Origin of the sequence: Corynebacterium sp. H127 (assembly GCF_037482665.1) — a bacterium.
GTDB lineage: Bacteria > Actinomycetota > Actinomycetes > Mycobacteriales > Mycobacteriaceae > Corynebacterium.
Genome location: NZ_JBBHKY010000006.1, coordinates 58,900 through 72,154, shown reverse-complemented (window position 1 = coordinate 72,154; position 13,255 = coordinate 58,900). Strand labels below are relative to the sequence as shown.

Sequence of the window (13,255 nt, the reverse complement as noted above, 5' to 3'; positions counted from 1 at the left end):
CGAAATAGCCGGTTTTCCGGAGTGTTTTTCACGGTTTCACGGGGCGGTTTTCCGGTAGTGGCGACTGGCCGCTACCGCGTGGCTATGTCTTCCAACTCCACGCGATAGTTTGCTGCTGTGTTTTTCTCAATATCCATGAGTGTCACGCCCGGCGCGAGTCGTCGGAGTACGAGGTGATCGTCCTCCACATCGAAAAGACCCAGGTCAGTGATGATGCGCTGCACCACTCCTACGCCTGTCAGCGGCAAAGAGCATTCGCGCACCAACTTCGGGGTGCCGTTCTTAGACACGTGCTCGGTGATCACCACCACGCGCGGGGTGCCCGCCACCAGGTCCATCGCGCCGCCCATACCTTTGACCATCTTCCCTGGGATCATCCAGTTGGCCAGGTCCCCGTTCTGGGCCACTTCCATTGCTCCAAGCACGGCCATCTTGACTTTGCCGCCACGGATCATGGCAAAGCTGGTTGCGGAATCGAAGGTGGCGGCGCCGTCGATAAGCGTGACGGTCTGCTTGCCGGCGTTGATAGTGTCGGCGTCCTCCTCACCTTCGTAGGGGAACGGCCCCATGCCGAGAATGCCGTTCTCACTCTGCAGCACCACGTGTACGCCCTCCGGCAGGTGATTAGCCACCATCGTTGGGATCCCGATGCCCAGGTTGACGTAGTCGCCGTCGTTTAGTTCACTAGCAGCGAGCGCCGCCATTTCATCTCTGCTCCAAGGCATTACCTGCTCCTCACGGTTCGCTGTTCGATCTGCTTTTCAAGCGAAGTGGTCAAAATGTAGTCGATGTGAACGCCCGGGGTATGCACGAGATCCGGGTCGATCCCACCACGCGGAAGCAATTGCTCCACCTCGGCGATGGTGACCTGACCAGATTCGGCGCACAAGGGATTGAAGTTCCGAGCCGTTCGCCGGTACACCAGGTTGCCGGCCTCATCGCCCTGATAGGAATGCACCAGCGCGACATCTGCGACGATGCCACGCTCCTGTACATAGGTGCGGCCGTCGAACTCAGCGGTCGGCTTTCCTTCCGCCACCAGCGTGCCGACGCCCGTAGCCGTGTAGAACGCTGGAATGCCAGCACCGCCTGCTCGGAGTCTTTCAGCAAGGGTGCCCTGCGGGTTGAACTCCACCTCGAGCTCCCCGGCAAGGAACTGGCGGGCGAACTCCTTGTTCTCGCCAACGTAGGAGGACAGCACCTTGCGGACCTGATTGTTTTCCAGCAGGATGCCCAGGCCTTTGCCATCCACACCCATGTTGTTCGACACCACCGTCAGGTTGCGGCGACCAACGTCGCTCAACGCCTCGATGAGCATGAATGGCACACCACAGAGCCCGAAGCCACCGACGGCGATAGTGTCGCCATCTTTGACGAGGTCCCCGATTAACTCGACAGCGTTGGAACGAACCTTATCCATGTGTTACACCCACCCCAGGACTCGCGGAGCCATCTCGCGCAGCTCAACCTTACGGACCTTGCCCGAGACGGTCATCGGGTATGAGTCAACGATGTGGACGTACTTCGGGATTTTGTGGCGCGAGAGTTTGCCTTGGGCAAATTCGGCGATTTCATCCACGGAGAGATCCTCTACGCCATCATGGACGATGACGTAGGCCATGATCTCTTCGCCATACTTATCGTCTGGCACACCAATAACTTGAGCGTCCACCACGTCTGGGTGGGTGAACAGGAATTCTTCAATCTCACGCGGGTAGATGTTCTCGCCACCGCGGATGAGCATGTCCTTAAGTCGGCCGGTAACCATCAAGTAGCCGTCTTCATCGAAGGTGCCGAGATCGCCCGAACGCATCCAGCCGTCCTCGTCAATGGCCTCAGCAGTCTTCTCCGGATGCTCCCAATAGCCTTGCATGACTGAGTAGCCACGGACGTAAATTTCACCTTGGGTCCCCACCGGGACAGTTTCCCCAGTTTCCTCATTGACCAGCTTGCACTCAATATGCGGCATGATTTGGCCAACGGTATTCACGCGCTTTTCCAGCGGCGCGTCCGAGCGGGTCTGGAAGGACACCGGGGAGGTCTCCGTCATGCCGTAACAAATGGAAATTCCTTCCATGTTGAACTTCTCCATGACTTCACGCATCGTCTTGGACGGGCAGGAGGTGCCAGACATGATGCCGGTGCGCAGCGTTTCCAGGCCATATGGGGAGCCGTATTCCTCGTGATCGTGCGCCTCATCAAGTTCCTTAATGAACATCGTCGGCACACCGTAGAGGGACGTCGCTTTCGCAGCCTGCACGGCCATGAGGGTCTCGCGAGGCTTGAAGGACGGTGCTGGGACGATGAGACAACCACCGTGGCTGAAGATTCCGATGGTAGCCATCACCATGCCGAAACAGTGGAAAAACGGCACTGGTGCGCACACGCGGTCTTCTTCGGTGTATCCCAGGTTTTCCCCGACGAAGAAGCCATTGTTCAGGATGTTGCGATGAGTCAGGGTCGCCCCTTTAGGGAAACCGGTGGTCCCGGAGGTGAATTGGATATTGATGGCATCGGTGTTCTTGATGTCTGCCGTGTGCTCGGAAAGATCATCGATGTCACCATGCATAGCGTCATACCAATCGGAAGAGCCGAAGTAGATCACTTCTTGCAGCTGGGAACCACGCTGCTTACGCGCCTCGTTGAGCATCGTGCGGTATTCCGAGTCCTTGAAGCGACGGGCAGCAAAGACCAGCTTCACGCCGGCCTTCTCCAACACATAGTTGAGCTCAGACTGACGGTACGCAGGGTTGATGTTCACCAGTACCAGACCCAGGTGATGGCAGGTCCACTGTACGACGAGCCACTCCCAACGGTTAGTGGACCAAATGCCCACCCGGTCGCCTTGGCGATAGCCCTTTCGTACCAACTCGCTGGCCAGGCGTAGCACACGGTTGTAGAAGCGTTCATAGGTGAAGGAAACATCAGCGTAAACGTCAACGATGCAGTCCCGGGACGGGAACTTTTCCACCATTGCACGCAGAATCTGGCCGAGGGTTTCTTCACGCAGCGGTGGTGCGCCCTGGTCCACGGTAGCCCCAATCACGTGGGACAAAAGCTTTCCGTCTTCGCCGGTAGCGATGCTGCCATATGAGGTGGACTGAAATTTGAATGGTGCTGCGGTGCTCATATCGGTGGTCAACTTTCTCTTGAAGGATTAACGCCCTGCTCGGCTGAGAATTGCTTGTGCTTGTCTGAAGAGAGGTTCATCTACCATGCGGCCGTCGAAGCGGAAGGCTCCTTGGTTGTGTTCTGCCTCGGCCAATAGGCGGGTAGCCCAGTCGAGTTGTTCCTCTGAAGGTTGGTAACCAGCGCGAATGGCATCCACTTGAGATGGGTGAATGCACACAGTGGCGGCGTAGCCCAGTGCGGCGGCGTCCGCTACTTCTGCCTTAAGCCCCGCCGTGTTCGGGATATCAACAAACACGGCGTCTAGGGCTGCCTTGTCAAAGGCCGCCGCAGCCAATTGCACGCGCGAGCGCGCATGCTGTGCGACGCCCCGGTAAGTGCCATCGGCGTGCCGTGACGACGTCCCCGAGAGCCCAGCCACTAGGTCTTCGGCGCCCCAGAACATGGCCACCACACTGTCACAGGCAGCTACTTCATCCGCCCGCAGTACCCCCAGCGGGGTCTCAATGAGTGCGATGAGCTGGGCGTCGTTAAGCACTGCGGTTACTGCGGAAACGTCGGCCGACCCTTCCGCTTTAGGGATCATGACTTGGCGGAACGCACTTCGAGCTACAGCTTGGAGATCCAGCTTTCCATCGGCAGAGTTTGCTGGGTTGATCCGCACAATAACCTTCGCTGGATCAAGATCACAGCTTTCGATGGCCGCGCGTGCCTGCTCCCGATTGCCTGGCTGACAGCCGTCCTCGAGGTCGAGGATGACCATGTCGGCACGCTCAGCGGCCTTAGCAAAGCGATCCTCGCGGTCAGCTGGGGTGAACAGGATCGCAGGCCCAAGCGGGGTCCAGGCACTCATGACTGTCCCTCCGGCTGGCACTGCACCAAGGTGGTGCGCACCGCCTTGCAGACGATATCCCCATGCTGATTACGTCCGATATGCTCTAGTTCCACGATTCCTTGGCCCGGACGCGACTTAGACAAGCGTTTGGAAAGGCAAACAGTCTCCGCGTAGAGGGTGTCGCCGTGGACCATCGGCTTCGGGAAGCTCACTTCCTTAAAGCCCAGGTTGGCGACGATAGTGCCCAGAGTCAGCTGCGAAACGGATAGCCCCACCACCGTGGAAATGGTCCACATGGAATTGACAAGGCGCTGACCATCGAATCCCGGTTGTGCAGCAGACCAATGAGCATCAAGGTGCAGCGGCTGTGTGTTCATGGTGAGGGTGCTAAACACCACGTCATCGGTTTCCGTGACGGTACGGCCCGGCCGATGCAGATAGCGCGCTCCCTCTTCGTACTCTTCGAACCACAACCCACGCTGAATGATATCTGTCATGGTTACAGCCCCAGTTCCCGCGCGATCAGCATGAGCTGGACCTCAGAGGTGCCCTCGCCGATTTCCAGGATCTTCGAGTCGCGGTAGTGCCGGGAGACTCGGTACTCGTTCATGAAGCCATAGCCACCATGAATCTGGGTCGCATCCCGCGCGTTGTCCATCGCTGCCTCGGAGGAAATCAACTTAGCGATGTAAGCCTCCTTGCGGAAGTCCAAGCCCTTGGCCATGCGTGCAGCAGCGGCCATCCAGGCCAAGCGGGCCGTGTGAGCACGGGCCTCCATGCGCGCAATTTTGAATGAGATGGCCTGGTATTCGCCGATCGCACGCCCCATAGAAGTGCGCTCCTTGGCGTACTTCACGGATTCATCAACACACCCCTGGGCGGCGCCGGTAGCCAGGGCAGCAATTGCAACGCGCCCCTCCGCCAGAATGGAAAGGAAGTTCGCGAAGCCACGTCCACGCTCCCCCAACAGGTTCTCCTGTGGCACGCGGCAATCGGCGAAGGTTAGCGGGTGGGTGTCAGAGGCATTCCAACCAACCTTGTCGTAAGCGGGCTCTGCTACGAAACCCGGGGTATCGGCGGGAACGATGATGGTGGAAATTTCCTTCTTACCGTCCCGTTCACCTGTCACGGCGGTGACCGTGTTTAAGCTGGTGATATCGGTGCCAGAGTTGGTGATGAACTGCTTCGAACCGTTGATGATGAAATCGGATCCATCCTCACGCGCGGTCGTGCGGGTAGCACCAGCATCGGAACCTGCGCCGGGCTCGGTGAGCCCAAATCCGGCAAGCTTGGTACCAGCAGTCAGTTCTGGGAGCCACTGCTGCTTCTGGGAATCATTGCCAAAGTGGAAGATGGGCATCGCGCCGAGGCCAACGCCTGCTTCCAGGGTGATGGCAACGGATTGATCTACGCGGGCGAGCTCTTCGAGGGCAATGCCGAAGGAGAGGTAATCGCCCCCCATGCCACCGACCTCTTCAGGAAATGGCAGTCCGAACAGTCCCATCTCGCCCATCTGGGCCACGATTTCGTAGGGGAAGGAATGCTCCTGATCGTGCTTGTAGGCCACTGGGTCGACCACTTCATTGGCAAACTCGCGAACGACGCTCTGCAGCTCGCGGTACTCTTCTGGCAAATCGGAGATGTTGATATCAGTCATGGCGAAAATCCTTTGCTGTGAGTTGTTGTTAGGACGTTGGTTCTACGGAGGCGAGCAACTTACCGGCCGGCACTTGTTCACCCGGTTCTGCGTGGAACGTGACCACGCCATCCGCTGCGGCGCGCAGCGTGTGCTCCATCTTCATGGCCTCGACGATGATCACCGCATCGCCTGCAGCCACAGCTGCACCGTTTGCCACGGCGTGTGCGATCACAGTGCCCGGCATCGGCGACACCAGGTTGAGGTCCCCATCCACATCATCTTCAGCGGACCGGACTACTTCGGCGCGACGCAGTTCGCTTGAGCCTCCAGGTCCGGAGATGATGAAGTGTGAGTAGTCTCCCCGGATGTCCACCAGATGCCAGTGAGCAGATGTGCCATCGATGCTGACTCGCCAGTCTTCTTCGCTACCGCCCGCGTGCACGGAAGCAGTGACTGTTTTCGGAGTGGCCCCCTCATCCTCTGGGGTTCCTGCGATGGTGTCGTGCAACACGACTTCCGCCTGGGCAGGGGTTCCGGTGATGCTGACTAGAGTGCTGTCATTGCCGTGCGCAAGCCGGATTTGCTGCGCGGCCGTGCGACCGGGGCGCCAGGCATCGGGTATCGCCCATGGGGAGGCGGGACCGCTTGGCCAGCGCTTGGCCAGCCAAATCATCGCAGCAGCCGCCAATGCTCCATCAGAAACCGTGGACACCTGGTACTCGTCACTAACGCTATCAAGCAGTCCCGTATCAAGATCGCCGGCGACGACCGCGGGGACCTGCATGAGGAAGCGACAGAAATCGGTATTTACGGTAATCCCAGCCACATTTGTCTCTGCGAGCGCTTTGTCTAGGCGATGCAGCGCCTCTGCGCGATCCCGACCATGCACAATGACCTTCATCAGCATTGGGTCATACAGGGAAGAGACTTCGGAGCCGTCCGCAATACCGCTATCTACCCGGACCCCAGGACCAGTCGGGATCGTGACCTTAGCAATCGAACCGCCGGTTGGCAGAAAGCCTTGGGCGGGATCTTCGGCGTAGATGCGCGCCTCGATGGCATGCCCGGTGAGGGTGATGTCCTCCTGCTTTACCGGGAGTTCGTCTCCCCTAGCAACAGCGAGCTGGAGAGCAATCAGGTCTTGGCCGGTGACTTCTTCCGTCACTGGGTGCTCCACTTGGAGTCGCGTATTCATCTCCATGAAGAAGAACTGGTCCGGGCGCGCAGCCGGGACAATGAACTCGACGGTGCCGGCACCGTGGTATCCCACCGATCGGGCGGCATCGCAGGCTGCCTGGCCGATGCGCTCGCGGGTCTCGGCGTCGAGAAGCGGCGATGGCGCTTCTTCGATGACCTTCTGGTGACGGCGCTGCAAAGAGCACTCGCGCTCACCGAGGTGGATCACGTTGCCGTGGGTATCAGCCATGATCTGGACCTCGATGTGGCGCGGGGTGTCCACGAAGTGCTCCAGGAACAGCGTGTCATCGCCAAAGGCACCCGCTGCTTCTCGACGCGCCGACTTCAGTGCCTCCGGAAGGTCTTCGATCTTCTCAACCCGGTGCATGCCCTTACCGCCGCCACCTGCAGAAGGCTTAATCAGTACAGGGAAACCGATCTCAGGAGCCGCAGCAATAATGTCCTCATCGGATAAACCAGGGCGAGAGATACCTGGGACAGTGGGTACATCACGCGCCTCCACAGCCGCGCGGGCTGAGATCTTATCGCCCATCGTTTCAATCGCGCTGGCGGGCGGGCCAATAAATACGATGCCGTTGTTGGCGCAGGCATGAGCGAACTCAGCGTTCTCGGAGAGGAACCCATAACCGGGGTGAATCGCCTGCGAGCCAGAGCGCTTGGCTGCATCGATGATCTTGTCGATCACTAGATATGACTCGCGGGCGGGTGACGGACCGATGTGGATCGCAACGTCCGCTGCGCGCACATGCGGCGCGTCAGCATCAGCGTCGGAGTACACCGCTACGGCAGTGACACCTTGTTGTTTGAGGGTCCGGATGACGCGACAAGCAATCTCACCACGGTTTGCAACCAAAACTGTATCAATCATGCGTTTTCTCCTACATCCGGAAGACACCGAAAGAGGTGTCAGTCAGTGGTGCGCCAGCAGCGGTTTCTAGTGCCAAGCCGAGAACACGGCGAGTATCGGCAGGGTCGATCACGCCGTCATCCCAGAGGCGAGCCGTTGAGTAATAGGGGCTGGATTCTCGCTCGAATTTCTCGCGGATAGGCTTTTCAAACTCCTCTTGTTCCTCCGCTGACCAGGTGCCACCGCCACGCTCAATTTGGTTCCGGCGGACAGTAGACATGGTCATTGCAGCTTGTGGGCCACCCATGACGGAGATACGGGCGTTGGGCCACATCCACAAGAAGCGTGGGCTGTAGGAGCGACCACACATGGAGTAGTTGCCGGCGCCGAACGCGCCACCAATAACCACGGTGAACTTGGGCACGCGCGCCGTGGCGACGGCGTTAACCATCTTCGCGCCGTGCTTTGCGATGCCGCCGGCCTCGTACTCGCGGCCGACCATGAATCCGGTGGTGTTCTGGAGGAACACGAGCGGGATGCCGCGCTGATCGCAAAGCTCAATGAAATGCGCGCCTTTCACTGCGGACTCTCCCATGAGGATGCCGTTATTGGCGATGATGCCTACCCGGTGCCCAAAGATGCGGGCGAAAACAGTGACCAGGGTGGTGCCATACTCTGACTTGAATTCCTGGTATTGGCCACCATCGACTATTACCTCGATGACTTCATGGACGTCATAGGGGACTTTGGCATCGACTGGCACGATGTCATAAAGATCCGTTTGTGGGCGGACTGAATCCTTTGGCTCGCTCAAGTCCCAGTCTGGTTGGCGATCCTGAGGGAAAGTCTCCACAATCTTGCGGACACGGTGCAAGGCGTCCGCATCATCTAATGCGAGATGGTCAGTGACGCCAGAGATCTTGGAGTGCAAGTCACCGCCGCCCAGGTCCTCCGGTGTGACGTCTTCACCAGTGGCAGCCTTCACCAGTGGCGGTCCTGCCAGGAAGATGGTGCCCTGTTCCTTAACGATCACCGCCTCATCGGACATAGCTGGAACGTAGGCGCCACCAGCGGTACACGAGCCGAGGACGGCTGCGATCTGTGGGATACCAGCGGCGGACATGCGGGCCTGATTGAAGAAGATCCGGCCGAAGTGCTCACGGTCGGGAAAGACCTCATCCTGGTTCAGCAACATCGCACCACCGGAGTCGACGAGGTAGATGCACGGCAGGCGATTCTCCGCAGCGATTTCCTGTGCTCGCAAGTGCTTCTTAACCGTCATCGGGTAGTAGGTTCCGCCAGACACGGTGGCGTCATTCGCCACGATCATGCAGCGTCGCCCCTGCACCAAACCGACGCCGGCGACGGCACCTGCAGCAGCTACTTTGCCGTCATACATGTCATGAGCTGCCAGCGGTGCCACTTCTAGAAATGGGCTGCCGGGGTCCAACAGTTCTTGAATACGCTGGCGTGGCAGCAATTTGCCGCGGCTGACGTGGCGTTCGCGGGCACGTTCGGAGCCACCTTCTGCGGTGGTATGCACAAAGTGGCGCAGTTCAGCGACCAGCTCTTCGTGGCGTTGACGGTTGTTCTTAGGTGCAGTCATTTGGCTCGCTTCCCATTTCAGTTAATGGCGATTAACTTAAATGCGAGACTACCGCCACAGTGTGACCCGTAACACTTTTATTGCTGTGTTAATTTTGCATCACACCAATTTGCTGGTGTTAACAGGCAGAAAAAATGGCGCTACCAGCGCCATGTTGATTCCCCTTATTCACCCCTTGCAAATACCCCCTAGGCAGCTCCAGCCCCAGCGGTGAGTGCCTCCACGGCCATCTCATATGCCTGCTCGCTCACCAGTTCCGGACCAGCCCAGTGGATTACGTGCCGAGCAGAATTGATCAGCCCTGCAGCAAACTGCACTCGCAAGCGAGCAGTCGAACGATCAAGGTTAGGACAATTTTCTTGGAGCACATCAGTCCAGAGTCGCAGATACATCAGCTGCAAGGAACGCACCTTTGTCATCGCCTCTGGCGCTAAGTTGTGAATCTCCCGCGCTTGCACCCGAATAATGTCCGGCTCGGTAGTGGCAAAGTCCACGTGCCGCTGCACCAACGCCCGCAACAGCTGGCCAGCATCCTCTGAACCCGACTCCTGATGCTGCGCAATCGCTTCCCGAGCGCCATCCACCAGCCGAATCGAAATGTCCACCAGCACTGTCTCCAGCAATTCATCCTTGCTCGAGAAATGACGTAGTACGCCCGGGCCCGATATCCCCACCGCAGCACCTACATCACTCAGCCGCATCTGATGGAAGCCCTTATCCGCCATAATTACAGCTGCTGCCGAAAGCAGTTCGGCACGTCGTCGCTGCTTAGCCTGTTCCCTAGCGGTTGCCACGAGCCACAACCCGATACGCCTGGGAAATCAGCGGCGCGTCAATCATTTCCCCATCTAACTTAAATGCGCCCGCATGACGCTCTGCCTCCGCGACCACCCGCTGGGCCCAATCCAGCTGTTCAGCATCTGGGGCGAAAGCCCGACGCACGACCTCCACTTGCTGCGGATGGATGCAAGCGAAACCCACAAATCCCGCGCGTGCCGCATCAACCGCTTCCAGATACAGCCCTTCCTCATCACGGAAATCAGCATGAACTGCGTCGATAACAAACTTGCCGTGTGCTGCGGCATGGATGTGCATCAGCGATCGAGTCAGCGCCATCGGTGTACGGTACGGTCCGGGGCGCGATTCTGGGGCACCTTCGTCGATAAGCAATCGCGAGTGCGTCCCACCGAGCAGTACCGTGAGGTCTTCCGCACCCCAGAACAGCCCAACCACGTCCTCATGGGCAGCCAACTGCGGCAGCGCAACGACAGCCTGCGGAGTCTCCACCATTGCGATGAGCTGCAGGCCCTGCAGCTGCTCCGGGATCTCAGCCCCCACCTTCGGCACCATTACCAGCCGATAATCGGTAGTTCGCACAAACTCTACGTCAGCCGAGAAGTGCGGAGAATCCGGCCCTACGATGCGGACGATGGTGCGCGCCGGGTCCAAGCCACAGTCGCGGATGTTGTGATAAGCCACGCGCCTATCGACGTCCCCCGCCCCGTCTTCCAAATCCAAGATGACCATGTCCGATTTCGCCGCCGCCTTAGGAATAATCTCAGCCCGCCCAGCGGGTGCGAAAAGGATGGCTGGCCCCGCAATGAGATGGTCGAAACGCATAGCTACTCCTTGGATAATGAAATCTATGTCCCAAGGATATGTGATTCTCACAAAACAGTTACCCCCGCGTAGCACATTACTGGAATAATGAAATTCAGTTACACGTTCTTTTAAGTGAACTTATCCAGTAGTTATGTCAAGGAGCTTTCCATGTGCCAAGCCGTCCAATGCCCTAAGTGCAACAAGACCACCTGGAGCGGTTGCGGAAACCATGTCGATCAGGTGATGGCAGGCATCGCACCCGCCAATCGCTGTCAGTGCAAGCCACAGACCACGGCCGAAGCACGTGCTGCTAAGCCTGCCGGGATGCTGGGCCGGCTGTTCGGGGGTCGCTAACGTGGCACGCACCATCATCATCGGCGGTGTCGCTGGTGGCATGTCTACCGCAACGCGCTTGCGCCGTAACGACGAAGACCATGAGATCACTGTCTTTGAACGCTCCGGTTACGTCTCCTTTGCCAACTGCGGTTTGCCGTACCATCTCGGTGGAGTGATCGAGAACCGCGAGGCACTGCTCCTGCAGACTCCGGAGTCATTGCACGAGCGTTTCAACATCGATGTGCGCGTGCGGCATGAAGTCATGTCCATTGATACCGCCACAAACACCGTGGTCGTGCGCAACCTCGACTCGGGAGTGGACACTGAGGAGCCCTACGACAATCTCGTTCTCGCACCCGGCGCGCAGCCGTTCATCCCGCCTATCCCGGGTATTGAGCGTGCCGCCTGCCTGCGCACCGTAGAGGACCTTGATCACTTGAAGTCCCTGGTCTCCCCTGACATACAGACTGCTGTTGTTATTGGTGGCGGTTTCATCGGCGTTGAGGTCGCGGAGAATCTGCAGCACCGTGGCCTGTTCGTCACTCTGATCGAGGCAGCTCCCCAGATCATGGCGCCCTTCGACCCCGAGATAGCGATCCTACTGCAGCGTCGTCTCGAAACGGGCGGCATTGACGTGCGCACCAACGCCATGGTCACCGCCATCGGCGAAAAGGACGTGACAGCCGGCGAGGAACACTTCCCCGCCGATGTGGTCATCGCAGCTATCGGCGTGCGCCCAGATGCTGGCTTTATCGCCGAGGCAGGCATAATGACGGCACGCTCCGGGCACATCCTCGTCGATGAATTCGGCCGCACCAACGTGGCGAACGTCTACGCCTTAGGAGACGCCGTGATGAAGCGCGACTTCCTCGATGGCTCCGATAACCCCCTGCCGCTAGCGCAGAATGCGAACCGCCATGGCCGTGTCATCGCCGACGTGATCGCTGGACGTTCGGTGGCTACCAAACCGGTGTATGGCACCTCTATCATCGGTGCTTTCGGCTTCGCAGTCGCAGGCACCGGCTGGAATGAGAAGCGACTGCAGGCTGCGGGCCGCGAGTATCGCGCGATCCATACCCACCCGATCAATCACGCTGGCTACTATCCGGGCGCGAAGCAAATGACCATCAAGCTGCTGGTCGATCCAGCTACCGATGCGATTTTGGGCGCCCAAGCTGCGGGTGAGGCCGGCGTCGATAAGCGTATCGACGTCATCCTCACCGCCATGACGGGTGGCCTAACGGCTTCTGATTTAGCCGACCTAGAGCTGGCCTACGCTCCGCAATTCGGCATGGCGAAGGATCCCGTTGCGCTTATCGGCATGGTGAATGACAACATGGTCGCAGGTGAGAAGACGATCCAGTGGCATGAGCTGGCTTCATCCAAGCTTCCGCTCATCGATGTGCGTACCCCCGGAGAATATTCTTCCGAGCCGATCCCGGGCGCGGTGAACATCCCGGTGGATGACCTCCGCGATCGCATCGATGAGGTACGCGAATTGGCTGCTGGCGGCCCCGTGATAGTGCATTGCCGCGTTGGCTTGCGTGGCCATATTGCAATCCGCACCCTTGCCGGCCTGGGAGTCGAGGCGATCAACCTCGACGGCGGTTACCTGACATGGGAAGCTGGTATCGCTTCACAGGACTAGTTTTCTGAATTCGACAGCAACTGCCCGTGAAAAGTTGCGAAATTCCGCGGCTTTTCACGGGCAATCTAGAATTGATCCATGCTCAACCTTGCGACAGGGCGGAAAGCCTCCAAGTTAGTTCTTAGGGCGCTACGGAAACCTGCCTGAACAGTTTCCCGACGCAACTTCAGAATTGGCTCCTACAAAACGAGGAGAATCAAAAAATACTCCCATCTAACTTTCGAAAAGTCGGAACCCAACTTAGAGGTCGTCACCTGCAAAGGCCAGCTCTTACGCGAAGTCATTGAGGCAATGATATCTCGCGACAGTCACCTAGCAACCAATCACGTAGAGCGAACCCCTTACCGGAAACTCATTTGTCTTTTCCCAACTCTCCCGTGCGAGACCAACGACGATTAGGCATGGTGATTCCGACG

At 58.6% G+C, this 13,255-nt stretch carries 12 protein-coding genes; 2 read left to right on the top strand and 10 right to left on the bottom strand.

The window, feature by feature from the left end:
- Nucleotides 1–71: 71 nt before the first annotated feature.
- The 10 genes from WG936_RS07710 to WG936_RS07665 all read right to left on the bottom strand — a co-directional run bounded on the left by WG936_RS07710 (nucleotide 72) and on the right by WG936_RS07665 (nucleotide 10,873).
- Nucleotides 72–725 (bottom strand): CoA transferase subunit B, encoded by a 654-nt coding sequence (locus WG936_RS07710; RefSeq protein WP_339563886.1) that lies wholly within the window; start codon nucleotides 723–725, stop codon nucleotides 72–74.
- Complete coding sequence (locus WG936_RS07705) at nucleotides 725–1,420, bottom strand: CoA transferase subunit A (RefSeq protein WP_339572549.1); 696 nt, start codon at nucleotides 1,418–1,420, stop codon at nucleotides 725–727. Before WG936_RS07705 ends, WG936_RS07710 begins: the two co-directional genes overlap by 1 nt.
- A 3-nt stretch (nucleotides 1,421–1,423) precedes the next feature.
- A complete protein-coding gene (locus WG936_RS07700) occupies nucleotides 1,424–3,130 on the bottom strand; it encodes an AMP-binding protein (protein ID WP_339572548.1) in 1,707 nt (568 codons plus the stop codon).
- A 27-nt stretch (nucleotides 3,131–3,157) separates the two neighbouring features.
- Nucleotides 3,158–3,982 carry an HpcH/HpaI aldolase/citrate lyase family protein gene (locus WG936_RS07695; RefSeq protein WP_339572547.1) on the bottom strand — a complete coding sequence of 275 codons (825 nt, stop codon included), beginning with the start codon at nucleotides 3,980–3,982 and terminating at the stop codon, nucleotides 3,158–3,160.
- On the bottom strand, nucleotides 3,979–4,461 hold the full coding sequence (locus WG936_RS07690; protein ID WP_339572546.1) for a MaoC family dehydratase: 483 nt from the start codon (nucleotides 4,459–4,461) through the stop codon (nucleotides 3,979–3,981). The genes WG936_RS07695 and WG936_RS07690 overlap by 4 nt, the downstream gene beginning before the upstream one ends.
- Nucleotides 4,462–4,463: 2 nt before the next feature.
- Nucleotides 4,464–5,621 (bottom strand): acyl-CoA dehydrogenase family protein, encoded by a 1,158-nt coding sequence (locus tag WG936_RS07685; protein ID WP_339572545.1) that lies wholly within the window; start codon nucleotides 5,619–5,621, stop codon nucleotides 4,464–4,466.
- A 28-nt stretch (nucleotides 5,622–5,649) separates the two neighbouring features.
- Complete coding sequence (locus WG936_RS07680) at nucleotides 5,650–7,668, bottom strand: ATP-binding protein (protein ID WP_339572544.1); 2,019 nt, start codon at nucleotides 7,666–7,668, stop codon at nucleotides 5,650–5,652.
- A 10-nt stretch (nucleotides 7,669–7,678) separates the two neighbouring features.
- Complete coding sequence (locus WG936_RS07675; protein WP_339572543.1) at nucleotides 7,679–9,253, bottom strand: carboxyl transferase domain-containing protein; 1,575 nt, start codon at nucleotides 9,251–9,253, stop codon at nucleotides 7,679–7,681.
- Between the two features lie 188 nt (nucleotides 9,254–9,441).
- Complete coding sequence (locus WG936_RS07670) at nucleotides 9,442–10,047, bottom strand: TetR/AcrR family transcriptional regulator (protein ID WP_339572542.1); 606 nt, start codon at nucleotides 10,045–10,047, stop codon at nucleotides 9,442–9,444.
- Nucleotides 10,034–10,873, bottom strand: coding sequence for an HpcH/HpaI aldolase/citrate lyase family protein (locus WG936_RS07665; RefSeq protein WP_339572541.1), 840 nt, complete (start codon nucleotides 10,871–10,873; stop codon nucleotides 10,034–10,036). Before WG936_RS07665 ends, WG936_RS07670 begins: the two co-directional genes overlap by 14 nt.
- A 150-nt stretch (nucleotides 10,874–11,023) precedes the next feature.
- Here WG936_RS07665 and WG936_RS07660 point away from each other — a divergent pair, with 150 nt between their 5' ends.
- Together WG936_RS07660 and WG936_RS07655 are read left to right on the top strand one after the other, a co-directional pair.
- Nucleotides 11,024–11,209, top strand: coding sequence for a hypothetical protein (locus WG936_RS07660; RefSeq protein ID WP_339572540.1), 186 nt, complete (start codon nucleotides 11,024–11,026; stop codon nucleotides 11,207–11,209).
- Nucleotide 11,210: 1 nt separating this feature from the next.
- Nucleotides 11,211–12,839, top strand: coding sequence for an FAD-dependent oxidoreductase (locus tag WG936_RS07655; RefSeq protein WP_339572539.1), 1,629 nt, complete (start codon nucleotides 11,211–11,213; stop codon nucleotides 12,837–12,839).
- Nucleotides 12,840–13,255 lie beyond the last annotated feature (416 nt).